The sequence below is a fragment of the Sphingobium sp. genome, assembly GCF_041987595.1.
Lineage (GTDB): Bacteria > Pseudomonadota > Alphaproteobacteria > Sphingomonadales > Sphingomonadaceae > Sphingobium.
The window spans coordinates 23,872-46,925 of the sequence record NZ_JBHIWJ010000011.1; the positions used below are offsets into that span (position 1 = coordinate 23,872).

A 23,054-nucleotide genomic window follows, 5' to 3' on the forward strand; every position below is an offset into this window, starting at 1 on the left:
TCAGGCGATCTTCGCTGTTACCAGGAAGGGCCGCAGGTAGGCCTCCATTCCTTCGATGCCGCCTTCCGACCCCATACCGCTGTCGCCCACGCCGCCAAAGGGGGTTTCGGGCATCGCCATGGCAAAATGATTGAGGCCAAGCATGCCTGCTTCGATCCCCGCAACGATCTTGCGCTCAGTGCTCAGATTGTTGGTAAAAGCATAGGAAGCAAGCCCATAGGGCAGACGATTGGCCTCCGCCAGCGCGGCGTCGACATTCTCCACCGGCATCACCAGCATCAGCGGCCCGAACGGTTCCTCATTCATCGCGAGCATATCGGGGGTCATGCCCGACAGAACGGTGGGCTCGAAGAAATAGCCGCTATTGCCGATCCGCGAGCCCCCAGTTTCCAGCTTTGCGCCGTGCTGCACCGCGTCGGCGCTGAGCGCCTCGATCTTGGAAAGCTGCCCTGCGGTGGTCAGCGGTCCCATCTGCGTATCGGCTTCCATGCCGTTGCCGACGCGCAGCTTCTTTGCGGCTTCGGTCACACCCGCCACGAAATCGGCATAGAGCGGCCGTTCGACAAGGAAGCGCGTGGGAGAGACGCAAACCTGTCCGGCGTTGCGGAACTTGAACTCCGTCGCCAGCGGGATGACCGTGTCGAGATCCGCATCGCTTGCAACGATCACGGGATTATGCCCGCCCAATTCCATCGTCACCTTTTTGAGATGCTGCCCTGCAACGCTCGCCAGCAGACGCCCGACGCGAGTGGAACCCGTGAGCGTCACCTTGTGAATTTCCGGCGCGGCGCAGAGCGCGGCCGAAATGGCGGGCGCATCGCCCCATAGAACCGTCAGCGCCTTGGGCGGCAGACCTGCAGCAAGCAATGCCCTGGCGATGCGCCAGCCGGTGCTGGGCGTTTCTTCGGCCGGTTTGAGAACGATGGAGCAACCCGCCGCCAGCGCCGGAGCCACTTTCTGCATCGGCGTCCAGGCCGGAAAATTCCACGGCGTGAATGCGGCGACCGGGCCGACCGGACGGCGATGCACCGCCCAGCGCATGTCGGGGGCGCGGGTCGGGATCAGGCGGCCATAAGCGCGGCGTCCTTCCTCCGCATACCAGTCGAGCAGGTCGGCGGAACCCAGCCATTCACCCCGCGCCTGCGCCAGCGGCTTGCCCTGCTCGCGCGTCATTTCGGCGGCGGCTTCATCCGCTTCCGCCCGCATCAGATCGGCGGCGCGGCGCATGATCTTCGATCGATCGAAGGGAGACATCGCGGACCATGTCTCAAAGCCCTCCACCGACAGGCGAGCAGCTTCCAGCGCCTCAGCCTCGCCACATTTTGGGATCACCGCCACCACTTCTCCGGTGGCGGGGTTGACGACCTCCATCGTGCCAAGCGAGCCTTCCGTCCGCTCCTGACCATCGAATATCGGGCGTGGCGTCGACATGCTGTTCCTCTCGTCTTTCAGTAATGCGAGCTCGCAGGTTCATGCAGTTAATGCAGCGCGCCCGGCGCCGCAACCGGTTCCCGTTCAGGCAGCACGGATGAAGTCGGCGGTAGGCAGGGCCGCGACGGCTGCGCGCAACTCGCCCAGAACCCCCGCCCAATAGCCTTCCGATCCGTCCGCCAGACGCCATCCGTGCAAGCGGCGGGTCAGCAATTGCAGGTCATATTCCTCGCTGATGCCGATGGCGCCGTGGACGGCGTGCGCGATGGCAGCCACCTGCCCGGCCGCAAGGCTGGCGCCATGCTTGGCAACCGCCGCATCAGCCAGCCGGGGCGAGAGGCCCGACCGGGCACCGATCGCGGCTGCGATTCGCGCGGCGACCGCCTGTTCCGCCAGAACGGAAAGCTGCTGCTGCACGGCCTGTTGCTTGCCAATGGGCTTGCCGAACTGGTTGCGCTCATTCGCATAGGCTACCGTCATATCCATGACCCGTCCGGCAGCGCCGGAGATCAGCAAAGCGCGGAGCACTGCGGCAACCGGGCGCAATGCCTTGCCGTCAACGGCAGGCACATAGGCGTCCGTATCATGATGAACGCCCGTCGGTTCCGTCCGCGCGCCAGTAACTACCAGCGCACCGGATGATCCGGAAAGGATATGCGCGGCAACGCCGCCAAAGGACACCGCTCCGCTGCCGGTTGCTATCGCGATGGGTCCGTCGGGCAGTTCCGCTCCTGCAGCGGCCAGCAAAGCGCGGGCGACCATCGTATCGCCCACCGGCAGCGGCACCGCATGATGCCCGAGCAACGCGATCAGCGGCGCGGCATCGGCCAGCGACAGCCCCGCGCCACCGGCATCCTCCGGCACCAGCGCATCAAGAAAGCCGGAATCGGCAAAGGCCTGCCACATGGGGGCGCTGTCTCCGCCCGCCTCTACCGCGCGAATGGCGGCCGGCGTGCAGATATCCTCGATGAGGCGGGCGAAGGGATCGATCAGTTCTTGCATGTCCATGATGGTCTTCCTTCCCGCTCAGCGAAGGCCAAGCCCACGGGCGATGATGCCGCGCAGGATTTCACGCGTGCCGCCACGCAGCGAGAAGCTGGGCGCGATATGGGTGACATAAAGCAGGGTGCGGTAAAGTTCGGCGTCCACCGCCTCGTCCGGATGGGAGGCGAGATCATCGCCGATCAGTTGCGGCACGGCCTGTTCGAAGCCGGTCCCGAGATCCTTCATCAAGGAAGCCTCGACCACCGGGCTTTCGCCCGCGACCAGCCGGGCCGTGACGGCCAGCGACATTTCCCGCAACACGGCGAGCTGGGCCGTCAGCGAACCGACAAGTCGCAGGGTTGCGCTATCCTTGCGGCCGACCGCGTCCAGATGGCGCACCCAGGCGTCGATCAGCACGACGGAGGAATAGATGCGTTCCGGCCCGCTCCGTTCGAAGGCGAGTTCGGCGGTGACCTGTTTCCAGCCCTGCCCTTCCTCGCCGATAAGCGCGTCAGGAGCGAGGCGGACATTATCGAAGAACACTTCCGCGAAATGGGCGTCGCCGGTCAGGTCGACGATCGGACGGATGGTGATGCCGGGCAGTTTCAGGTCGACGATCAGCTGCGAGAGGCCCGATTGACGGTCGCCGCTGGTCCCCGAGGTACGGACCAGAGCGATCATGTAATCGCTATGCATCGCGTTGGTGGTCCAGATCTTCTGCCCGTTGAGCAGCCAGCCGCCATCCTCCTGCCGATCGGCGCGGCTGCGCACGCTGGCGAGGTCAGAGCCGGAGCCAGGTTCGCTCATGCCGATGCAGAACAGAGCCTCGCCCTTCGAAATGCGGGGAAGGTAGAATTGACGCTGCTCCTCTGTGCCGTAGTGGCGGATCAGCGGGCCGCTCTGACGGTCAGCGATCCAGTGCCCGGCAACCGGAGCACCGGCGGAGAGCAGTTCTTCCACCACCACGAAGCGGGTGAAGGGACCACGGCCAACGCCGCCATATTCCTTGGGCAACGACAGACCCAGATAACCTGCCTGGCCGAGTTTGCGGCTGAAGCTTGCGTCGAAGCCCTGCCAGGATCGGGCGCGGCGGTCAGTGGGGAGTTCAGCGATTGCTTCCGCGATCAGGGCGCGCAGGGCTGGGCGCAGCGCCTCATCTTCCGGGGGCAATGCGGAGAGGGTCAGTGTCTCGAACAAGCCGGGCCTCTTGAAACCATTAGAGAGTCGGGAAATTGAAATGTGCGGCGCCGGCGCTTTAGTCCAATATCGTATTTTCCTATTTTGATAGTTGATCGCTATCAATGGCGATCGCGGCGAAATTGGAAGCGAGCGGACTGGCCCTTCCCCGCGGCAGGGCGACGCCGGTTTCGATCCGCACCTGCCGCGTGAGGCGCACCAGCCGCACCCCCTGCGGCACCGAGGACGCAGCGCGGGAGGGCACCAGCGCCACGCCCAGACCGCTGCGCACCAGCGCCAGCACGGCGCTGAGCTGCGCGGCCTCCTGCGCCACGCGGGGGATGAAACCGGCCTCGTGACAGGCGGTGAGAGTGGTGGAGTGCAGCACGCTGATCCGGCTTTGCAGGATGAAGGGTTCCTCCGCCAGCGCCTCCAGCGGCACCGCCACCGCTTGAGCGAACTGGCTGTTGTCGGGCAGCGCCGCATACATTTCGTCCCGGTCGACCGGCTGGACGTCGACCGCCGCCACCTCCATCAGCGGCAGGCGGACAAGGCCCACGTCCAGCTCCCCCGCCGTCAGCCTGCGGGCGATTTCCACGCTGGCCGCCTCCTCCAGCACCAGTTCCACCAGCGGGTAGAGATGGCGATATTCGGGAATGATGCGCGGCAGCAGCTCAAAGGTCGCCGAGCCGACGAAACCGACGCGCAGCCGTCCCCTTTCGCCCATCGCGCCTTCGCGCACCGCTTCGCGAAAGCGGTCGGCCTGCGCCAGCGTGGCGCGGGCGATATCGAGCGAGGCGCGGCCCGCCGCGGTCAACGCGACGCCGCGCGATCCCCGTTCGAACAGGGCCGTGCCCAATTCCTCCTCCAGTTTGCGGATCGCGACCGTCAGCGGAGGTTGCGACATGTTCAGCCGTTCGGCGGCGCGGTGGAAATTGCGCGTGTCGGCCAGGGTCACGAAATAGCGCAGCTGACGCAGATCCACCGATACCTCCGATATATCGAAAAAACGAAAATCAATATTAGCTTGGTGGATTTCGAACGCCTAGCATTTTGATACGAATGCGACCGATTGCCGGAGAGAATTGCCATGTCCCCCTTCCTTCTTGTCGAGCGCGAGGGCGCCGTCGTCACGGCGACCTTCAACCGCCCCGACGAACGCAACGCCATTTCCGAGGTCGAACATAGCGAGGCGATCGTCGATTTCTGCCGCCAGATGACGCGGGACACGTCGGTTCGGGCCATCGTGCTGACAGGCGCGGGCAAGGCCTTCTGCGCGGGCGGCAATGTGAAGAACATGGCCGACCGGGCGGGCATGTTCGGCGGCACCCCCTATGAGATCCGCAACAGCTATCGCACCAGCGTCCAGATGATCGGCCCGGCCATCAGCGAACTGGAAGTGCCGATCGTCGCGGCGATCAACGGTCCCGCGATCGGCCTTGGCCTGGACATCGCGTGCATGTGCGACATCCGCATCATGGCCGACAGCGCGGTGGTCGCGGAAAGCTATGTGAAGCTGGGCATCATTCCGGGCGGCGGCGGCGGCTGGCTGCTCCCGCGCCTCATCGGGCCGCAGCGCGCCAATCTGATGACGCTGACCGGCGACGCCATCGATGCGAAGACCGCCCTGGAATATGGACTGGTTGCCGAGGTGGTGCCGGGCGACGCGCTGCTGGCGCGGGCGCAGGCGCTGGCCGCAAAGATCGCTGCCAATCCCGGCCATGCCACCCGCATGGCCAAGCGGCTGATGCGCGAAGGCGCGCATATGAAGCTGCCCACGCTGCTGGAACTGGCGGCAGGCTATCAGGCGCTCGCCCATTATAGCGAGGACCATCACGAAGCGATTGCCGCATTCCTGGGCAAGCGCGCACCGGAGTTCAAGGACAAGTGAGCGACAGCATCGACGCAAAGCCCAGCGGCCCGCTGGCCGGCATCAAGGTGCTGGACCTTTCCCGCGTGCTGGCGGGTCCTTGGTGCACGCAGATATTGGGCGATCTGGGCGCGGAGGTCATCAAGATCGAGCAGCCGGGTCAGGGCGACGACACCCGCCGCTGGGGGCCGCCCTTTCTGGAGGACGGGTCGAAGGATGCGGCCTATTATCTCTGCGCCAACCGCAACAAGAAATCGGTGGCGATCAATCTGGCCGATCCCCGCGGGGCGGAACTGATCCGGCGGATCGCGGCCGACGCCGATATCGTGGTGGAGAATTTCCGCGTCGGCGGCCTCGTCAAATATGGTCTCGACTATGCCTCGCTTTCGGCGATCAACCCGAAGCTCATCTATTGTTCGATCACCGGCTTCGGGCAGGACGGTCCCTATAAGGACCGGGGCGGATATGATTTTCTGATCCAGGGCATGAGCGGCCTCATGTCGATTACCGGCCGCCCCGACGACGAGGCTGGCGGCGGGCCGATGAAGGTCGGCATTCCGATCAGCGATCTGGTGACGGGCCTCTATTCGGCGATCTCCATCCTTGCCGCGCTGGCGCATCGCGACCGCACCGGCGAGGGGCAGCAGATCGACATGGCGCTGCTCGACACGCAGGTATCGCTGCTCGCCAATCAGGCCAGCAATTATCTCAATGGCGGCATGCTGCCCCGGCGGCTGGGCAATGAGCATCCCAATACCGTGCCCTATCAGGATTTCGCCTGTTCCGACGGCGACATATTGGTCGCTTTGGGCAATGACCGGCAGTTCCGCAGCTTCTGCGAGCTGATCGGGCGGCCCGACCTGCCGGACGATCCGCGCTTCAGGGACAATGGCGGGCGCTCGCCCAATCGCCATGCCCTGCAGGACGAGATGCGGCCCGCCATCGCCAAATGGAAGTCGGACGATCTGATCGCCGCCATGGAAGCGGCCAAGCTGCCCGGCGGGCGGGTGAACGACATTCCCCACATATTGGCCGACCCGCAAATTGCGGCGCGAGGCGTCATCCATGATATGGTCCGGTCCGACGGCACGCAGGTCAAGGTGCTGGGCTATCCCGGCAAATTGTCGAAGACGCCCGTCGACTATCGCCGCGCCCCGCCCCGTTCGGGCGAGGATACGCGGGACGTTCTGGCGGACATGCTGGGCGTCGACGAAACCGCGCTTGCGGCGCTGATCGAAGCCGGAGTCGTCGCGGAACGGCTGCACTGAATTTTACGATTTGAGAGAGGACGCATCATGACCACCAAGATCGGCTTTATCGGACTGGGCGCGATGGGCCTGCCCATGTCGTCCAACCTGCAGCGCAAGGGCTTTGCCGTCACCGTTTTCGACCTTGACCAGTCGAAGATGGACGAGGTCGCGGCGCTGGGCGCGAAGAAGGCCGCCAGCGTGGCCGAGGCGAGCAAGGGACAGGATATCGTCATCACCGTGCTGCCCGCCACGCCCCATGTGGAGGCCGTGGTACTGGGCGAGGATGGCGTGCTGGCGAATATCGACGACGGCGCGCTGCTGATGGACCTGTCCACCATCGACGCCAAGGGGACGGACCGCGTCGCGGCGGCCTGCGCGGCCAAGGGCATCGGCTTTGTCGACGCGCCGATCGGGCGGCTGGCGCTGCATGCCCAGCGCGGGGAATCGCTGTTCATGGTGGGCGCGAGCGACGAGGATTTCGCGCGCGTCGAACCGGCGCTGAACGCCATGGGCACCGACATTTTCCGCTGCGGCGCACCGGGCATGGGCAGCCGAATGAAGCTGATCAACAATTTCATGCTGCTGTCGACCGCGCAGATCGTGGCGGAATCGATCGCGCTGGGCACGAAGCTGGGCCTCGACATCCAGACCATGCATGACGTGACCGGCGGCACCACCGCGCGCAACGGCCAGTTCCATGTGCTGATGGTGAACAAGGCGCTGAAGGGCGATATCGAGCCGGGCTTCACCATCGACCTCGCCTTCAAGGACCTGACGCTGGCAATGAACGCGGCGGCGGAAAACCGGGTCGGTCTGCCCATGGGCGCGGCCGCGCATGCGGTATTCGGAGGTGCGCGGGCAAAAGACTATGCATCGAAGGATTATTCCGCGCTTCTCAACTATGCATGCGAGAATGCCGGCGTTAAGACGCCACGCATGGATTGAACGAGAGGGACGCCATGCCTCCCCGTCTGAACGGCGAGCGCATCGTTATCGGGTAGGCGACATCGTTTGCCCTGCTACGGCATGTCGAAGGGCGGACTGGAAGCGCTGATGCGGCATGTCGCGTCGCGTTGGCGCCGGGAGGGATCACGGCCAATGTGATCGCGCCCGGCTTCGCCACGGCCGGGGAAATGCAGGCGGCGATCGATCATTTCCCGACCACCGGGCGCAGCGCCCGCCGGGGCCAGCCGGGAGGTCGGGCGACCGTCGCGGTCATGCCGCTGTCCGAGGATGCGCGCTGGATCAACGGGCAGGTGATCCACGTCAATGGCGGATCCTTCTTCTTCTGGCGCGGAGAAACAGATGGACCGGAAGAAAGCGGAGTTGATCGCCACATGCTGGACGACGGCGGGCGACGTCCGTCCCGATCATGCCGACAATCTCAGCCGATGGCGGCTGGAGGAGCGGATCGAGGCGGCGGCGCGAGCGGGCTATCACGGCTTCGGCTTCTGGCTGGGCGATCTGGTCGCATGGCGCGAAGGCGGCGGAGACTATGGCGCGCTCAGGCGCCGTCTGATCGACGCCGGGTTGAACATCGTCGAGCTGGAATATCTGTCGGACTGGTTTGCGAAAGGGGAGCGACGCGAGCGGTCGGATGCGGCGCGGGCGGAGCTGTTCCGCGCAGCCGATGCGCTGGGCGCCCGCCATGCGAAGGTGATGCCGCCTTTCGGGGGGCAGGACCTGCCAATGGAGCTGCTGGCCGGTCACTTTACCGCACTTTGCGATGAAGCGGCGCGGCATGATCTGCTGATCGCGATGGAAATGATCCCCTTTTCGGATCTTCCCGATCTTTCCTCCGCGCTGGAGCTGGTGCGGCGGGCAGACGCGGCCAATGGCGGGCTGTTGATCGATGTCTGGCATGTCGTGCGTTCCGGGGGCGCCGTTGCGGATGTCGCGGAGGTCCCGGGACGCTTCATCAAGGCGGTTGAGCTTTGCGACGCCGATCTGGCGATGCGGGGGACGATCGCCGAGGACACGATGCGCCACCGCCGCCTGTGCGGCGAGGGGCAATTCGACCTGCAGGGCTTCGTCGGGGCGCTGGGACGGGCGGGATATGACGGGCCTTATGGCGTGGAGATATTGTCCGACGCTTTCCGCGCCCTGCCGCTCGATGAAGCGGCGCGGCGCAGCTTTGACGCCGCCGCGCCGTTTTGCGCCATTGCCGCAGGGACGGCGGGACAGTAACGCGCCATCAGCTTTTCTTTGTCGGGGCACCTTCTTCCATGGCGATGATCATATTGGGCGCGCTGGTGCCGGTGTTCGGCCTGATCCTGCTCGGCTATTTCTGCGGGCGGACCCATTTACTGGGCGACCGGGCGTTTGAGGTACTCAATCGCTTCGTCATTGCCGTGACGCTGCCCGTTCTGACCTTCCGCTCGATCGCCCATATGGACCCGGCCGATCTGGCGCAGTTCTGGATGATGAGCGCGGTGGTCGGCGGCGCGCTCACCACCTATGCGATCGGCTTCGGCATCGAAAAAGCGCTGGGCCGCAGCGGGAGCGAAGCCAATATCGCGGGTCTTTGCGCCAGTTTCAGCAATACCGGCTTTATCGGACTGCCGATCGCGCTGCTGACGTTCGGCAAGGCGACCACGGCGCCTGTGGCGGTAACGATGCTGCTTTATTCCGCAGTCATCTTCACCATCGGCGTGGTGATGAGCGAGATGACGGCGCATCATGGCCATGGCGCAGGTGCGGGGCTGAGGCTGGCGGGGCGCTCGGTGATGCGCAATCCGCTGATCCTGCTGTCAACGCTGGGCGTCCTCTGGTGCCTGTTGCGGCTACCGCTCAGCGGACCGTTCGACGTGCTGCTGTCCACGCTGGCGCAGGCGACCGCGCCCTGCGCGCTGACCGCGATCGGCATCTTCATCGCCCTGCCGCGTGAAAAGGCGGCGCCTGCGCCGATCGGCCGGGTGCTCCTGTTGAAGCTGGCGGTTCACCCGCTTATCACTGCGGGCTTCGTGCTGCTTTTGCCGCCGATGCCGCCGCTATGGGCCAAGATGGCGATCCTGATGGCTGCCATGCCAGGTGGGGCGTCCAGCTTCGTGTTGGCAGGCAAGGCCGGGCAATGGGCGATGGAACTGAGCGCCTGGGCGATCACGCTGACGACGACTTTGGCCGCGCTGTCGCTGATCGGGGTGCTCTGGTGGCTGGGCGCTTGAGCGATCAACACCATTGCTTCGCCAGCGCGCATCAGCCAGAGGTCGGCCTATGACCAAAAGCGCCGCAAAATCCGCCTACACCCCCCGCCGGGGACGCCCTGACGCCCAGCAGACGGCCGCGATCGACCGCGCCATCCTGTCGGCGGCGCGGCGCCTGTTCCTTGAGGACGGCTATGATGCGACGGCAATGGAAACCATTGCGGGCGCTGCGGGCGTGTCCAAGGCGACACTCTATGCGCGCCACCCCACCAAGGGCGACCTGTTCCGGGCGGTCGTACAGGAACGCGTGGAACAATGGGCGCTGATGGCCGACCAGCATGAACTGGCCGCGGGGCGGACGCTGCGCGAACGGCTGATGCACCATGGGATGCTGATCGCGCGCACCCTGCCCAATCCTGAAGTCCATGCCTTTCAGCGGCTGCTGATTTCGACGCGAGAGCGGTTCCCCGAACTTTCGCTCGCCATGTATGAAGCCGGGTCGCGTCCCGTGAGCGACCGGATCGCCCAGGACATTGCGGAGGCGACGGCGCTGGAAGGGCAGCCGGCCCGCGATCCCGACATGATCGCCCGGCTTTTCCTTTCGGCCATGACCGGCTGGCACCTTCAGGAAGGCGCGGCGCGCACCATGACCGACAGCGAACTGGAAGAGGTTGCGCGGCGGATCGTCGACCTGCTGCTGCTGGCGCGAGCGGGCTGGTAAAACGAAAACCGGCCGATCAGTCTTCCTGCTCGGCCTCGACCAGCTGTGTGATCTTCGCGACGCCCGGCTCATATTTGAGATTATGCACCGAGATCGCGGTCTGCACCTTCTGCACGCCGGGCAGGCTGCGGATCTGTTCGGTCACCAGTTCATTGAGCTGCTCGATGTTTGTGAACAGACCCATGGCGAGCAGGTTGAAGCGGCCCAGCATCAGGATCACGCAGCTCAGTTCCGGCATCTGCCGAAGCCGTTCGGCCAGTTCGGCAACGCGGGAGGGATCGGCATCGATCCCCAGCATGCAGAGGTTGGGCGATCCCGCCATGCGGAAGTCGGTGACCACGGTGAACTGGATCAGCCCTTCATTCTGCAACCGCTTGATGCGGGTGCGGATCGTGCCTTCCGTCACGCCCAGTTCGGCCGCGATCGCGCGGTTGGAGATGCGTGCATCCCGCGCCAGTTTGTCGACGATCTTGTGATCCAGCGCGTCGAGCCGTTCCCAATTGCTGTCGGTCATAGCGGCGCCACGTTGAATTCATATTTCACGATGTCGACGGCAATGCCGGAATCGATCTGCGCCACCCCGGCTATGCCGGCAATATGATCGTAGAGAAATTCCTGCACTTCCGAAAATCCATGGAGCGCGACCATCAGTTCCAGATCATGGCCGCCATTCATGATGTTGACGCTCAGCACCTCAGGAAATTTGGCGAGGTCGCGGCCCACATCCTGGATGCTGCGGCCATGCACCTTCACGCCGACGGCGATGATGACGTTATAGCCGCGGGCGGCGAAATCCGTCACCGCCACCACGCGCATCGCGCGAGCGTCCTCCATCTTCTGCAACCGTGCTGAAACCGTCGCCGCCGTGACCGACAATTGTTTGGCGATGTCCTGATTGGTCGCCCGGCCATTGGTCCGGAGAATGTCGATGATGCTGTTATCAAGAGCATCCAATGAGGGCGTTGTCGTCGTTCGCCCACCTCTTATCTGCATTCCGGCCCGCCTCCAATTCTTGCGCGGACCATAGCGTCAGGAAATGGAGAGCGCCAGATGGCATGGCGCAAAAGCGTGACGCAATAATGACCTCCGGACAAATAAGCCATTGGCGTAGCAAATGACGCAGGATTTGCGGAAATTACTACATTCCTCTTCCCTTTCACTGCGGCAATGCGTAACGGATTGGACTGATCGCGATGTGCGGCGGAACTGTTGCAGTCGGCGCGGCTTGCGCCCGCCTTCAGATCCGCCCCATGTCCCGCGACATGATTTGGCCGAAAAGGCCGACATATCCGCCAGGAGAACGCCATGCTTTCGAAAGTGACGCTCAACCATACCGACCTCTCGGTCAGCCGCCTCTGCTACGGCACCAACATGCTGGGCTGGCAGATCGATCAGGACCATTCCAACGCCATCCTCGACAAGTTCGCCGAACTGGGCGGCAATTTCATTGACACCGCGCGTTCCTATGGCGACTGGATGCCCGACGCGCCCAAGGGCGCCAGCGAGCGGGCCATCGGCGCATGGCTGAAGAACCAGAAGCGCGATGATTTCGTGATCGCCACCAAGGGCGGCCATTTCGACATGCGCGCCGGCGACTATCGCAACCGGGTCAATGTCAAGGATATCGCCAGCGATCTGAATGAAAGCCTCGATCATCTGGGCGTCGATACGATCGACCTTTACTGGCTGCACATGGACAATCCGGAAACGCCGGTCAGCGAGCTCATCGATTTCCTGAACGAAGCCAGGGCTGCGGGCAAGATCCGCTGGTTCGGCGCGTCCAACTGGACCGACGCGCGCGTGCTGGAGGCCAATGATTATGCCAAGGCCAACGGCAAGACCGGCTTCGTTGCGGTCGAACCTTTCTGGGGCCTCGCCAAGCCGCATGAAATGAATGCGATCCAGCAGGGCTACCAGCTTTATTTCGAGGATCATGGCGGCGCGCTGAAGGATGCCGGGCTTGCCGTCATCCCCTATTGCGCGCAGAGCCGCGGCTATTTCGGCATGCTGGAAAAGGGCGAGGATTCGGTGCCCGACGCGCTCAAGGCCTTCTACGACAATCCGGTCAACAAGGGCCGCTTCGCCGCCGCCAAGGCCGTGGCCGAGCGCCATGGCGCGACGGTTTCGGAAATCGCGCTGGCCTATCTGCTGAACCAGCCGCAGCAGGTGGTCCCGATCTTCGGCGCATCCACCCCGGCGCGGATCGAGGAAAGCGTGAAGGCTGCCGCCATCACCCTGACCCCGGCCGAACTGGCCGAACTGCGCGCCGAATAAAATTAGGAGGGCGGGGCAGCCGCAAAGGCCGCCCCGCCTTCATTCATGCCGTAAGGGCGCTGCGCAGGGCGGCGGTTGCGTCCTGCTTCATGCGGACGGACGCCGGTGCGTCCGGCAACACGTCAAATCCGTGATAGGCGCCCGGATAGACATGCAGTTCCGTGGCGACGCCCGCTTCGATCAGGCGGCGGGCATAGTCCATATCCTCCACCAGAAACAGATCGAGGGCACCGACCGCGATGAAGCTGGGCGGCAGGCCGGACAGATCGTTTGCGCGGGCGGGCGCGGCATAGGGCGACACGTCGGCGGCGCCGGGATTTTGACCCAGCAGCGATCGCCAACCAAAGGCGTTGGCCTGCGGCGTCCACACGAAAGCGCCCAGATGATCCGGCTGGCGCGTAATGCAGGTGCGATCGTCCAGCATGGGGTAGATGAGGTTCTGGTGGGCGATGGCCGGGCCGCCCCGGTCACGGGCCAGCAGGCAGAGCGCGGCGGCAAGGCCCCCGCCCGCGCTTTCGCCGCGCACGGCGATGCGGGCCGGATCGACGGCCAGCGCGCCCGCCTGCTCATGCAGCCAGCAAAGCGCGGCGTAGCAGTCCTCCACCGAGCCGGGTGCCGGGGTTTCCGGCGCGAGGCGATAATCGACCGAGACGACCACTGCGCCCACATCGGCCGCCAGCAGCATATTGGACGCATGGTTGGTGGCCACCGATCCCATCACATAGCCGCCGCCATGAATATGGAGGATGGCAGGGCGCGCCTCCGTTCCGCCAGCGGGCGTGTAGATGCGCACCGGCACCTGTCGCCCGTCCGTCGCGGCGACGCTGTCAGCCCGCCAGCTGACGCCGGTGCCCTCCGGTTCGGGCGCCATGGCGGTCATCTGCTCCATGCCTTCCCGGATGGCGGGCAGACTCTGGTCGTTGAGGTCCAGTGCAGGCATGACGTCCAGCCCCGGCAGCAGGGCCGGATCGACGAGATGGCGCATATTTTCTCTCCTGCTTTTCTTGTTCGATGATGGGGGTCAGTAACGCTGGCCGATGGCGCCATCATGATAGATGGACGCGCCGGTAACAAAGCGCGCCTCTTCCGACGCCAGATAGACGAAGGCATGGGCGGTGTCTTCCGGCTGGCTGCTGATGCCCAGCGGTCCCATGCCCGCTATGCTGGCCTCGGCCGCCTCGACGCTTTCATAGGCGCCCAGCTTCACATAATCGGCCAGGCCCTCTCGGATCAGGGGGGTCATGGTGAGGCCGGGATGCACGGAATTGACGCGGATCTTCATCGGCCCGAATTCGATCGCGGCGCAGAGCGTCAGCATCCGCCCGGCCGCCTTGGAGCTGTGATAGCCGATATTGAGAGCGCTGGGCATATAGGATGCCATCGACAGATTGTTGATGATCGCGCCGCCGCCGGGGAAGCGATCGACGCTCTGTTTCAGCGCGGGCAGGCAGGCCTTCATGCCGATGAACAGCGCGTCATGATTGACCGCCATCACCCTGCGCAGATCGTCGAGCGAGCAATGTTCGATGCCCGCGTGAATGGCGATCCCGGCATTGTTGACCAATATGTCGATGCCGCCAAAGGCCGCGATGGCCCCTTCCGCGACGCGCGCCCAGTCGGCTTCGCTGGTGACGTCATGGGGGAGGAAGCGGAAGTTTGCGGCAGGACCGGCGCCACCCATGCGGGCGATGATCGCCTCCCGCTCGTCATCGCGAAAATCGGTGCCGACGACGCGCGCCCCTTCGCGCAGATAGGCCTCGCAGATCGCGACGCCGATATTGCCGTCGCGTCCTGCGCCCGTGACGATCGCAACCTTGCCTTCCAGTCTTCCTGCCATCGACATTCTCTCCTCTATCTTTACGGCATGTAAAGGCGCGTCGCCTCCACGGCTGCTTTTGCCCGTTCCAGCACCGGCATGCCCGCATCGAGCAAGGCCTGTTGCGGCACCTCGACACTGAGGGGGAGCCGGGGATCGAGCGCCGCGATGAAGGCGCGGATGTCGAACACCCCCTCTCCCGGCAGCAGGCGCTGGATGCCCGCTTCCCATTCGATCCTGTCAGCCGCCATCTCTGCCGGTCCATCGGCAACCTGCGCGATCCGGATATGCGGATCGGACAGGGCCGCCATGCTCGCCTGCACGTCGCCGCCGCGCATGATGTGGAGAAGATCGGCCGTGACGCCGACATCCGGGCGGCCGAGCCGCCTTATTTCGTCCAGCGCTGCGGCGAGCGTGCCGACCTGAGAAGGCGGATAGAATTCGATGGCAAGGCCGATGCCGTAGCCCGCGGCCAATTCCGCCAGCTCCGCCAGATTTTCGGTCCGCCGTACCGGATCGCGGTCATAGCAGAGGATATTGGCGAGCGGCGCGCCCAGCTCCGCGCCTGTCTCCAGCGCGGGCGCGAAATCGGCGACGACGGTGCGGCCTGCCATGGTGAAGGGGTAGATGAGATCGACGGTGATGCCGTTTGCCGTCAGCGCATCGCGGGTGGCGCGGCGCGCGGCGGGATCGGCGATGAGGTTGTAGTGCGGCATGGCAGGCAGCACTTCCATCGAATGAAGGAAGGGGCAGATGCCGGTGCAGCCGGTTGCGGCGGCTATTTCAGCCAGTTGCCACGGGGTCGTGTCGGTTACGGTAATATGGTCGAGCGACAGGCTGCGATTGGCCCCCACACTCCTCTCCTCATCCTGTCCTTATGTCGTCGCGGTCATGCGACCGGGCGCGGCGAAATCTACCGCGCCCGGTCATGCATCATGCTGCCGCTTCGCGCTCCTTGAGCATGTCGAGCGCGACGTCGACGATCATGTCCTCCTGACCGCCCACCATCTTGCGACGGCCTAGTTCGACCAGAATGGTGCGGGTGTCCAGACCGTAGGTTTCGGCGGCCTTTTCCGCGTGGCGCAGGAAGCTGGAATAGACGCCCGCATAGCCCAGAGCGAGGGTTTCGCGGTCGACGCGGACGGGACGGTCCTGCAACGGACGGACGAGGTCTTCAGCGGCGTCCATCAGCATCATGACGTCGCAGCCATGGTTCCAGCCCTTGCGGTCGGCAGCGGCGATGAAGACTTCGAGCGGGGCGTTGCCCGCGCCCGCGCCCATGCCCGCGAGGCTGGCGTCGATACGCACGGCCCCTTCCTGCGCGGCGACGATCGAGTTGGCGACGCCCAGCGAGAGATTGTGGTGGGCGTGGATGCCGCGCTGCGTTTCGGGCTTGAGGACCCGGTCATAGGCTTCGAGCCGGGCCTTGACCCCGTCCATGTCGAGCGCGCCGCCGCTGTCGGTCACATAGACGCACTGCGCGCCATAGCTTTCCATCAGCAGAGCCTGGCTCGCCAGCTTTTCGGCGTCGATCATGTGGCTCATCATCAGGAAGCCGGAGACGTCCATGCCAAGGTCGCGGGCGATGCCGATATGCTGCTTCGAGACGTCCGCCTCGGTGCAGTGGGTCGCGACGCGGACCGAGCGCACACCGATGTCATAGGCGCGCTTCAATTCCTCGACCGTGCCGACGCCGGGCAGGATCAGCGTGGTGAGGACCGACCGGGTGAGGACGCTGGCAACGGCTTCGAGCCATTCCCAGTCGGTGTGGGCGCCGAATCCATAGTTGAAGCTGGCGCCGTTGAGGCCGTCGCCATGGGCGACCTCGATCGCGTCGACCCCCGCTTCGTCCAGCGCCTTGGCAATCGCCTTCACATGGTCGATGCCGTACATGTGGCGGATGGCGTGCATGCCGTCGCGCAGGGTGACGTCCTGGATGTAGAGCTTGTCGCCCGCCTCGACGTTGAATTTCGCGGTCATGCGGCCACCTTCTTTCCTTCTGCAATGCGCTGCGCCAGCAGCTCGCCGGTCGCCTTCGCAGCGGCGGTCATGATGTCGAGATTGCCCGAATAGCTGGGGAGGTAATCGCCCGCCCCTTCGACTTCGAGCAGGATCATCGTCTTGATGCCGGTGAACTCGCCACGGCCGGGGATCTTCAGCTTGTTATTGTCGCCGAAGCGTTCGAACTGCACCTGCTGCTTCAGGCGATAGCCGGGGACATAGGCCTGCACCTTCTTGACCATCGCCTCGACCGAGGCGCGGATGGTTTCCTCGTCCGCGCCTTCGGACAGGGTGAAGACCGTGTCGCGCATGATCATCGGCGGTTCGGCGGGGTTCAGAATGATGATCGCCTTGCCCTGCGCGGCGCCGCCGACCTTCTCGATGGCGCCCGCGGTGGTGCGGGTGAACTCGTCGATGTTCGCGCGGGTGCCCGGCCCTGCCGAACGCGAGGAGACGGATGCAACGATCTCGGCATAGTGGACGGTCGCGACCTGGCTGACGGCGGCGACCATCGGGATCGTCGCCTGACCGCCGCAGGTCACCATGTTGACGTTTCCGGCGTCGAGATTGGCTTCGCCGTTGACGGTCGGGATGGTGTAGGGACCGATGGCGGCGGGGGTCAGGTCAACCACCTGCTTGCCGTCGGCGCGCAGAGCCGCGTCATGGACCTTGTGGGCGTAAGCGGACGTCGCGTCGAAGACGATGCCGATCTCGGGATAGACGTCCATCTTCTTGAGGCCGTCAATGCCTTCATGGGTGGTCGCGACGCCGCGCTCGCGCGCCATGGCGAGGCCTTCGGAGGCTTCGTCGATGCCGACGACGGCCACCAGTTCCATATTCTGCGGATATTTGATCATCTTGATCATCAGGTCGGTGCCGATATTGCCCGAGCCGATGATCGCTGCCTTGACCTTGCCAGTCATCAATAACTCCTCAAACGAAACGTGCGGTGCATGTCCCCACGCCATGCAGCTGCATTTCAAACACATCGCCCGCCTTGGCAGGCTCCAGCGGCACAAGACTGCCCGACAATATCACATCGCCCGCCTCCAGCGTCACGCCATAGGCGCCCAGCGTGTTGGCGAGCCATGCGACGGCCTCCGCCGGGGAACCCTGAACGGCGTGACCATAGCCTTCCGAAAGCGGCTGGCCGTTCTTGGTCACGGTGACGTGCAGGTTCGGCAGGTCATGCGCACGCGGGTCGGCGCGGGCATCGCCCAGCACATAAACGCCGCAGCTGGCATTGTCCGCGACCGTGTCGACGATGCCGATCTTCCAGTCCTGGATACGGCTGTCGACAATCTCGAAACAGGGGACGATGGCTTGGGTGGCGGCGATCACCTGTTCCGCGGTCACGCCCGGTCCCTTCAGGCTGTCCTTCAGGATGAAGCCGATCTCGGCCTCCGCGCGGGGCTGGATCAGGCCGTTCGCCTTGACGTCAATATCGCCTTCCACGAACATCCGGTCGGTCAGGAAGCCGAAATCGGGCTGATGCACGCCCAGCATGTCCTGCACCGCCTTGGAAGTGACGCCGATCTTCTTGCCGACGACGCGCTCGCCATCGGCCTTGCGCCGTTCCAGCGCGCCCAGCGAAATCGCATAGGCGTCGTCGATGGTGAGGTCGGGATGGCGCGCCATCAGCGGCGGGACGGTACGCTCGTCGCGCAGGGCGCGATAGAGTTCCTCCGCAAGACTGTCGTTCAGGCTCTGCGCAACGGTGTCGCTCACAAATAGGCTCCGTCCTGATAGATAAGGGGTTCGACGCTGTCGCTGAGACGCACGGTCTCGACACGGGCGACAACGATGCTGTGCGTGCCGAAGGGAGTCATGCTGTCGATGGTGCAGGCAAGGTTCGCCTGTGCATCGTCAAGCGCCGGCAGGTCATGGACGTCGCTCGCCCATTGCCCCACCTCGAACCGCCTGTCCCGCGGCACCGCGCCGCCGAAGGCGGCCGACACGTCGCGCTGGTGGCGCGAGAGGATGTTGACGCTGATCGGGCAGCCCGGCGACAGGCAGGGATGGATGCCCGCCGACTGGTTGATGCAGAGCAGCACGGCCGGCGGGTCCATGGTCAGCGAGGTGATCGAGGTCGCCGCCATGCCGACCGGCAAATCGTCGCCGCGCGCGACGACGATCGCCACACCCGACGCCAGACGCCGCATCGCGCCGCGGAAGCCCGCGGTCACATCCGCCGGATCGGCGGCCAGTGGAGGACTGCTAGCCATTCAGGAACTCAAGCGAATAGCGGTTGAATTCGTCCGTACGCTCGACCTGAACCCAGTGACCGACCTTGTTGAAGGTCACGCAGCGGACATCTTCGCACGCTTCGAAGAAAAGCTGGATACCCTCCAGAGGCATAAAACGTTCATTATAGCCCCAGAAGAGCAGGATCGGCATCTTCAGTTCACCAAGGCGCGGCGCCAGATTGGGCGTGCGCATCCGGACGATCACATCCTTGGGCTGGGTGCGCGCGACAGCAAAACGCTCCTTAACCAATTCGTCAGTGACATGAACCGGATCATAAACCAGATTGGTTATCAGGCGGCGCTGTTCATCCTCGTTGAAATCAGGGCCGCCGAACGAGCTGACCATGCTGGCGATACCGGGCATCTTGAAATATTCTTCCCGCTCATGGATGCAGCCGGGGGCCATCAGGATCAGCCGCTCGGCAAATCCGGGATGGTCCATCGCCATCTGGAGCGCGATGCCCCCGCCCAGCGAATTGCCCACGAGGATCGCCTTTTCGACGCCATGGGCCTGAAGCGCTTCGAAGAGCGTGTTGGTGAAGAGATCGAGCGTATAGTCCAGCCCCTCCGGCTTGGAGGAGGCGCCGTAGCCGATCAGGTCGGGCAGGATCACCCGATAACCGGCTTCGGCGAAGGCGCCCGCATTCTGCCGGAAGTTGGAGGCGCCCGACGCGCCCGGCCCGCTGCCGTGAATGAACACGACGGCCGGGCCGGAACCCATTTCCGCCACCGAAATATCATATCCGCCCGTGACGTTATACGTCTTGCGGGTCAATTCGTTCGCCATGAAGGATCCTCTCAGATGAACGTGAAGGCTGGCGGTTCGCCCTGCATCGTGCCGATGACGTCGCTGGTCCGGTTGGCCGGATCGTTGGCGACGTGCGCCCGCGCGGCGTGCAGGTCGAGCCAGGGCTGCAAAATGGGGCTGGACATGTAGATGGCCCGGCCGCCCAGCAGCTTCACCATGTCGTCCGCCAGATCCGCCATGCGGCGCACCACGCTGGCCGACTGATAGGCGAAGAGGCCGCGCCGTTCCATCGGCACCGGTTCCCCGCGCTCGGCATAGCCCATCATCTCGTCGAAGGCGGCGCGATGGGTCAACTCCATTTCGTTCACTTCCGCGATCGACCGGGCGATAGCTGCATGGAGATTGGGGTCCGCCTTCGAGGCCTTGCCCGTATTGGTCGACACGCGGCTGTTCATGATCTCGATCGCAGCCGAGGTCGCGGCCCGGACGCCGCCGAAAGCCGCCGTCGAGACAGACCGCATGAACACTTGCGCCCAGGGCAGGCGATAGAGCGGCGCGTCATTTTCCTTCTGGCCCGGATTGGCGCAGGCAAAACCGTCAGATGCCCGATGCGTGCGATATTCGGGAACGAAGACCCGCTCCACCACGATATCGAAACTGCCGGTGCCCTGCAGGCCGAACGTGTCCCAGGTGCCCTCGATCACCTTATAGTCGGAACGCGGCAGCAGGAAGGTGCGCATGTCGGGCGGACCGCCGTCGGTATCGAAATTGATGGCGCCCAGCAGCACCCAGCCGCAATGGCTGGAGCCGGAGGAAAAGCCCCAGCGACCCGACAGATAGAAGCCGCCCTCGGCCTTTTCCACCTTGCCCACCGGCTGATAGGTGGAGGAGACGAGCATATCGGCATCGTCGGCCCAGACGTCGCGCTGCGCCTGATCGTGGAACAACGCCAGTTCATAGGGGTGGCAGCCCAGTACGCCATAGATCCAGCCGGTCGACATGCAGCCTTCGGCCAGCGCCTTCTGAATGTCGAAAAAGACGTTGGGATGCATTTCATAGCCGCCCCAGCGCTTGGGCTGGAGGACGCGGAAAAAGCCCGCCGCCTTCATTTCGGCCACCGTTTCCACGGACACGTCGCCAGCCTTGGTGCAGGCGCGGGCACGTTCGCGCAGGACCGGGATCATGGCACGCGCACGCTCGACCAGACTTTCCGCAGACGGCACCACCGCCTCCGCAATCCCCGTCAATTGACTCGCCCTAGCTCCCGTCATCATCGTCTCCATAGTAGCCTCGCCGCCGTCACTGGCCAGATGCGTAGCATATATAAATCTTCATTACGCAAAACGTCAAGACAAAGAGGGCTTGCACATTCTGCGCGATGCTTATAGGCGATTCATGAACGAATTGCCATTGTCTCGTTACGCAGCAACCGTCCGCTCGCGGGATTCGCAGGCGGAATGCCCGTTTTAAGGGAAGGTTTGCGTAGCGAAATTGACATTTTACCGTCGCCATAGACAATGGCTTTGCGAATGGGAAACGAGAAACGGGGCGAGGCAGCACTGATGGCAGTAAAATCGCTTGGCTATGTGATCATCGAGGCGCGCGACCTGTCGGCGTGGCGGGATTTCGCCTGCAATATCGCAGGCTTGATGGCTGCGCAGTCCGATAATGACGACGTGGCGCTGTTCCGCATGGACGACCGCCCCTTCCGCCTGTGGGTGCAGAAGGGCGAACGCGACGGTTTCGTGGCGCCCGGCTGGGAATTTGCGAATCGCGAGGAGTTCGAGTCGGCGCTGGCCCGGCTGGAGGCCGCCGGCCGCCCGGTGGAGCGCGCCGAGGTCATGGAAGCGCGCGCGCGCAAGGTTTATGAACTGGCCCGCTCGTCCGATCCGGCGGGCAACGCGATGGAGCTGTTCTACGGCCGCTTCGTCGACTATGCACCCTTCGTGTCCCCCGCTGCCGTCAGTCGCTTCGTCACGGGCGACAATGGCGACATGGGCATGGGGCATATCGTCCTGACCGCGCCGAATTTCGACGAAACCCACGCCTTCTACAAGGATGTGCTGGGCTTTGGAGACACGGACCTTGGCCGCTTCTACCTGATGGGCGGCGGAGCGGACGATCCGGGCGTGGGCTTTGCCTTCCTGCACTGCAACCGGCGACACCATAGTCTGGCGCTGGGCCAGTTGCCCGAAAGCCCCAATGGCGCGGTGCACATGATGCTGGAAGTGGGCGCGCTGGAGGATGTCGGCCGCGCCTATGACCGTGTGCTCAAGAGCAAGGGAAAAGTTCCCCTCTCGGCGACGCTGGGGCGTCATGTCAATGACAAGATGACCTCTTTCTATATGCAGACGCCGGGTGGATTCGACATCGAATATGGCTGGAACGGTCTGGTAATCGACCCCGCGACATGGGTGCCGACCACCAGCTTGGCAGTAAGCGATTGGGGGCACAAATGGGCCCACGAACAGGACTGACGCAAAGGATGACTGACATTATGCTCGACAAGCGCATGACGGTTGACGACATCGTCGACCAACTTTCCGACGGGATGACGATCGGCTTCGGCGGCTGGGCTACCCGGCGCAAGCCGATGGCGCTCGTCCGCGCGATTGCGCGGTCGAACCTGAAGGACCTGACCGTCATGGCGGGCTATGGCGGTATGGACATTGGCCTGCTGGCCGCCACCGGCAAGATCCGCAAGCTGGTCTTCGCCTTTGCCAGCCTCGATCATTTCCCGCTGGAACCGCATTTCCGCAATGCGCGTCAGGCCGGGGCCTTCGAGGTGCTGGAGCTGGATGAGGGCATGTATCACTGGGGCCTGCGCGCCGGTGCGATGAAGCTGCCCTTCCTGCCCACCCGCGTCGGCATCGGCACCGACATCATCAACCAGTCGGGCTTCGACTTCAAATTCGTGAAGAGCCCCTATGAGGATGGCGAAGAACTGGTCGCCATGCCTGCGCTGGTGCCCGACGTTGCGCTGATCCATGCGCATCGTTCGGACGAAAAGGGCAATCTGCTGACGCTGAGCAAGGATTCGCTGTTCGACGAACTGCTGGTGCGCGCCGCGAAAAGGAGCTTCGCCACGGTCGAGAAGATCGTGCCGACGGCCGAGCTGAACATGAAGGCGAACAGCCGCTACAATCTGGTCGAGCGCGCCATGATCGACGGCGTGGCGCAAGCGCCGCTGGGCGCGCATCCCAGCAGCGCCGATCCGGACTATCAGCTCGATCTGAAGCACATCAAAACCTATGTCGAGAGCGCTGCCTCGCCCGAAGCATGGGCTGAGTACAAGGCGAAGTTCGTCGACGTGTCCGAGGCCGACTATCAGGCTGCGGTCGGCGGCGCCGAAGCCGTCATGCAGCTTCCTGTCCCCATTTACTGAGCGAGATCG

General features: G+C 64.3%; 25 protein-coding genes. 9 read left to right on the top strand and 16 right to left on the bottom strand.

The window, feature by feature from the left end:
• The 4 genes from ACFC3J_RS04840 to ACFC3J_RS04855 form a co-directional block, all read right to left on the bottom strand.
• Positions 1-1,431, bottom strand: coding sequence for an NAD-dependent succinate-semialdehyde dehydrogenase (locus tag ACFC3J_RS04840; protein WP_375195078.1), 1,431 nt, complete (start codon positions 1,429-1,431; stop codon positions 1-3).
• Positions 1,432-1,515: 84 nt separating this feature from the next.
• Positions 1,516-2,439, bottom strand: a complete 924-nt coding sequence (locus ACFC3J_RS04845; protein ID WP_375195079.1) for an acyl-CoA dehydrogenase family protein — start codon at positions 2,437-2,439, stop codon at positions 1,516-1,518.
• An 18-nt stretch (positions 2,440-2,457) separates the two neighbouring features.
• Positions 2,458-3,612, bottom strand: a complete 1,155-nt coding sequence (locus ACFC3J_RS04850; RefSeq protein WP_375195080.1) for an acyl-CoA dehydrogenase family protein — start codon at positions 3,610-3,612, stop codon at positions 2,458-2,460.
• A 79-nt stretch (positions 3,613-3,691) separates the two neighbouring features.
• The gene (locus tag ACFC3J_RS04855; protein WP_375195081.1) at positions 3,692-4,576 is read right to left on the bottom strand and encodes a LysR family transcriptional regulator; all 885 of its coding nucleotides are present in this window, start codon (positions 4,574-4,576) and stop codon (positions 3,692-3,694) included.
• 105 nt (positions 4,577-4,681) lie between these two features.
• On the opposite strand from ACFC3J_RS04855, the gene ACFC3J_RS04860 reads away from it, so the two are divergent.
• From ACFC3J_RS04860 to ACFC3J_RS04870, 3 genes are read left to right on the top strand one after another with little or no spacing between them, the layout of a single operon-like run.
• Positions 4,682-5,482: a crotonase/enoyl-CoA hydratase family protein gene (locus ACFC3J_RS04860; protein ID WP_375195082.1), complete on the top strand. Its 801-nt coding sequence runs from the start codon at positions 4,682-4,684 to the stop codon at positions 5,480-5,482.
• Positions 5,479-6,729 (top strand): CaiB/BaiF CoA transferase family protein, encoded by a 1,251-nt coding sequence (locus ACFC3J_RS04865; protein WP_375195083.1) that lies wholly within the window; start codon positions 5,479-5,481, stop codon positions 6,727-6,729. The genes ACFC3J_RS04860 and ACFC3J_RS04865 overlap by 4 nt, the downstream gene beginning before the upstream one ends.
• A gap of 27 nt (positions 6,730-6,756) precedes the next feature.
• Complete coding sequence (locus ACFC3J_RS04870; protein WP_375195084.1) at positions 6,757-7,656, top strand: NAD(P)-dependent oxidoreductase; 900 nt, start codon at positions 6,757-6,759, stop codon at positions 7,654-7,656.
• A 74-nt stretch (positions 7,657-7,730) separates the two neighbouring features.
• Here ACFC3J_RS04870 and ACFC3J_RS04875 read toward each other — a convergent pair whose 3' ends face one another.
• Entirely contained in the window at positions 7,731-7,976 is a 246-nt protein-coding gene (locus tag ACFC3J_RS04875; RefSeq protein ID WP_375195085.1) for a hypothetical protein, read from the bottom strand.
• Positions 7,977-8,016: 40 nt separating this feature from the next.
• Here ACFC3J_RS04875 and ACFC3J_RS04880 point away from each other — a divergent pair, with 40 nt between their 5' ends.
• Genes ACFC3J_RS04880 through ACFC3J_RS04890 form a run of 3 tightly spaced genes read left to right on the top strand, consistent with a single transcriptional unit; the run spans position 8,017 to position 10,575 of the window.
• The gene (locus ACFC3J_RS04880; RefSeq protein WP_375195086.1) at positions 8,017-8,898 is read left to right on the top strand and encodes a sugar phosphate isomerase/epimerase family protein; all 882 of its coding nucleotides are present in this window, start codon (positions 8,017-8,019) and stop codon (positions 8,896-8,898) included.
• Between the two features lie 38 nt (positions 8,899-8,936).
• Positions 8,937-9,875 carry an AEC family transporter gene (locus ACFC3J_RS04885; RefSeq protein ID WP_375195087.1) on the top strand — a complete coding sequence of 313 codons (939 nt, stop codon included), beginning with the start codon at positions 8,937-8,939 and terminating at the stop codon, positions 9,873-9,875.
• A 49-nt stretch (positions 9,876-9,924) separates the two neighbouring features.
• Positions 9,925-10,575: a TetR/AcrR family transcriptional regulator gene (locus tag ACFC3J_RS04890; protein WP_375195088.1), complete on the top strand. Its 651-nt coding sequence runs from the start codon at positions 9,925-9,927 to the stop codon at positions 10,573-10,575.
• A gap of 16 nt (positions 10,576-10,591) precedes the next feature.
• On the opposite strand, the gene ACFC3J_RS04895 is transcribed toward ACFC3J_RS04890, so the two are convergent.
• Both ACFC3J_RS04895 and ACFC3J_RS04900 read right to left on the bottom strand, forming a co-directional pair.
• Positions 10,592-11,089, bottom strand: coding sequence for an Lrp/AsnC family transcriptional regulator (locus tag ACFC3J_RS04895; protein ID WP_375195089.1), 498 nt, complete (start codon positions 11,087-11,089; stop codon positions 10,592-10,594).
• Positions 11,086-11,529: an Lrp/AsnC family transcriptional regulator gene (locus tag ACFC3J_RS04900; protein WP_375195090.1), complete on the bottom strand. Its 444-nt coding sequence runs from the start codon at positions 11,527-11,529 to the stop codon at positions 11,086-11,088. The genes ACFC3J_RS04895 and ACFC3J_RS04900 overlap by 4 nt, the downstream gene beginning before the upstream one ends.
• A 351-nt stretch (positions 11,530-11,880) precedes the next feature.
• Here ACFC3J_RS04900 and ACFC3J_RS04905 point away from each other — a divergent pair, with 351 nt between their 5' ends.
• Positions 11,881-12,849, top strand: coding sequence for an aldo/keto reductase (locus tag ACFC3J_RS04905; RefSeq protein WP_375195091.1), 969 nt, complete (start codon positions 11,881-11,883; stop codon positions 12,847-12,849).
• A gap of 43 nt (positions 12,850-12,892) precedes the next feature.
• Here the strand turns inward: ACFC3J_RS04905 and ACFC3J_RS04910 are convergent, their stop codons facing one another.
• The 9 genes from ACFC3J_RS04910 to ACFC3J_RS04950 form a co-directional block, all read right to left on the bottom strand.
• Positions 12,893-13,834, bottom strand: coding sequence for an alpha/beta hydrolase (locus tag ACFC3J_RS04910; protein WP_375195092.1), 942 nt, complete (start codon positions 13,832-13,834; stop codon positions 12,893-12,895).
• A gap of 36 nt (positions 13,835-13,870) precedes the next feature.
• Complete coding sequence (locus tag ACFC3J_RS04915; protein WP_375195093.1) at positions 13,871-14,686, bottom strand: SDR family NAD(P)-dependent oxidoreductase; 816 nt, start codon at positions 14,684-14,686, stop codon at positions 13,871-13,873.
• Positions 14,687-14,706: 20 nt separating this feature from the next.
• Positions 14,707-15,519, bottom strand: coding sequence for a sugar phosphate isomerase/epimerase family protein (locus ACFC3J_RS04920; RefSeq protein WP_375195094.1), 813 nt, complete (start codon positions 15,517-15,519; stop codon positions 14,707-14,709).
• 79 nt (positions 15,520-15,598) lie between these two features.
• Entirely contained in the window at positions 15,599-16,645 is a 1,047-nt protein-coding gene (dmpG, locus tag ACFC3J_RS04925; protein ID WP_375195095.1) for a 4-hydroxy-2-oxovalerate aldolase, read from the bottom strand.
• A complete protein-coding gene (locus ACFC3J_RS04930; protein WP_375195096.1) occupies positions 16,642-17,589 on the bottom strand; it encodes an acetaldehyde dehydrogenase (acetylating) in 948 nt (315 codons plus the stop codon). Before ACFC3J_RS04930 ends, dmpG begins: the two co-directional genes overlap by 4 nt.
• A gap of 10 nt (positions 17,590-17,599) precedes the next feature.
• Complete coding sequence (locus tag ACFC3J_RS04935) at positions 17,600-18,304, bottom strand: fumarylacetoacetate hydrolase family protein (protein WP_375195123.1); 705 nt, start codon at positions 18,302-18,304, stop codon at positions 17,600-17,602.
• Positions 18,305-18,390: 86 nt separating this feature from the next.
• The gene (locus ACFC3J_RS04940) at positions 18,391-18,891 is read right to left on the bottom strand and encodes a flavin reductase family protein (RefSeq protein WP_375195097.1); all 501 of its coding nucleotides are present in this window, start codon (positions 18,889-18,891) and stop codon (positions 18,391-18,393) included.
• The gene (locus ACFC3J_RS04945) at positions 18,884-19,699 is read right to left on the bottom strand and encodes an alpha/beta fold hydrolase (RefSeq protein ID WP_375195098.1); all 816 of its coding nucleotides are present in this window, start codon (positions 19,697-19,699) and stop codon (positions 18,884-18,886) included. The genes ACFC3J_RS04940 and ACFC3J_RS04945 overlap by 8 nt, the downstream gene beginning before the upstream one ends.
• Positions 19,700-19,710: 11 nt before the next feature.
• Entirely contained in the window at positions 19,711-20,844 is a 1,134-nt protein-coding gene (locus ACFC3J_RS04950; RefSeq protein ID WP_375195124.1) for a flavin-dependent monooxygenase, read from the bottom strand.
• A gap of 345 nt (positions 20,845-21,189) precedes the next feature.
• Here ACFC3J_RS04950 and ACFC3J_RS04955 point away from each other — a divergent pair, with 345 nt between their 5' ends.
• Together ACFC3J_RS04955 and ACFC3J_RS04960 are read left to right on the top strand one after the other, a co-directional pair.
• Entirely contained in the window at positions 21,190-22,137 is a 948-nt protein-coding gene (locus tag ACFC3J_RS04955; RefSeq protein WP_375195099.1) for a VOC family protein, read from the top strand.
• Positions 22,138-22,145: 8 nt separating this feature from the next.
• On the top strand, positions 22,146-23,045 hold the full coding sequence (locus ACFC3J_RS04960) for a CoA transferase subunit A (RefSeq protein WP_375195100.1): 900 nt from the start codon (positions 22,146-22,148) through the stop codon (positions 23,043-23,045).
• Positions 23,046-23,054: the final 9 nt, after the last annotated feature.

Coding starts and splice junctions, on each gene's coding strand:
- ACFC3J_RS04915 (WP_375195093.1), bottom strand. CDS start 14,686: ATGGCAGGAAGACTGGAAGGCAAGGTTGCGATCGTCACGGGCGCAGGA.
- ACFC3J_RS04945 (WP_375195098.1), bottom strand. CDS start 19,699: ATGGCGAACGAATTGACCCGCAAGACGTATAACGTCACGGGCGGATAT.
- ACFC3J_RS04870 (WP_375195084.1), top strand. CDS start 6,757: ATGACCACCAAGATCGGCTTTATCGGACTGGGCGCGATGGGCCTGCCC.
- ACFC3J_RS04955 (WP_375195099.1), top strand. CDS start 21,190: ATGGGAAACGAGAAACGGGGCGAGGCAGCACTGATGGCAGTAAAATCG.
- dmpG (WP_375195095.1), bottom strand. CDS start 16,645: ATGACCGCGAAATTCAACGTCGAGGCGGGCGACAAGCTCTACATCCAG.
- ACFC3J_RS04890 (WP_375195088.1), top strand. CDS start 9,925: ATGACCAAAAGCGCCGCAAAATCCGCCTACACCCCCCGCCGGGGACGC.
- ACFC3J_RS04880 (WP_375195086.1), top strand. CDS start 8,017: ATGGACCGGAAGAAAGCGGAGTTGATCGCCACATGCTGGACGACGGCG.
- ACFC3J_RS04885 (WP_375195087.1), top strand. CDS start 8,937: ATGGCGATGATCATATTGGGCGCGCTGGTGCCGGTGTTCGGCCTGATC.
- ACFC3J_RS04860 (WP_375195082.1), top strand. CDS start 4,682: ATGTCCCCCTTCCTTCTTGTCGAGCGCGAGGGCGCCGTCGTCACGGCG.
- ACFC3J_RS04960 (WP_375195100.1), top strand. CDS start 22,146: ATGACTGACATTATGCTCGACAAGCGCATGACGGTTGACGACATCGTC.
- ACFC3J_RS04950 (WP_375195124.1), bottom strand. CDS start 20,844: ATGATCCCGGTCCTGCGCGAACGTGCCCGCGCCTGCACCAAGGCTGGC.
- ACFC3J_RS04910 (WP_375195092.1), bottom strand. CDS start 13,834: ATGCGCCATCTCGTCGATCCGGCCCTGCTGCCGGGGCTGGACGTCATG.
- ACFC3J_RS04930 (WP_375195096.1), bottom strand. CDS start 17,589: ATGACTGGCAAGGTCAAGGCAGCGATCATCGGCTCGGGCAATATCGGC.
- ACFC3J_RS04940 (WP_375195097.1), bottom strand. CDS start 18,891: ATGGCTAGCAGTCCTCCACTGGCCGCCGATCCGGCGGATGTGACCGCG.
- ACFC3J_RS04895 (WP_375195089.1), bottom strand. CDS start 11,089: ATGACCGACAGCAATTGGGAACGGCTCGACGCGCTGGATCACAAGATC.
- ACFC3J_RS04840 (WP_375195078.1), bottom strand. CDS start 1,431: ATGTCGACGCCACGCCCGATATTCGATGGTCAGGAGCGGACGGAAGGC.
- ACFC3J_RS04935 (WP_375195123.1), bottom strand. CDS start 18,304: ATGGCGCGCCATCCCGACCTCACCATCGACGACGCCTATGCGATTTCG.
- ACFC3J_RS04905 (WP_375195091.1), top strand. CDS start 11,881: ATGCTTTCGAAAGTGACGCTCAACCATACCGACCTCTCGGTCAGCCGC.
- ACFC3J_RS04845 (WP_375195079.1), bottom strand. CDS start 2,439: ATGGACATGCAAGAACTGATCGATCCCTTCGCCCGCCTCATCGAGGAT.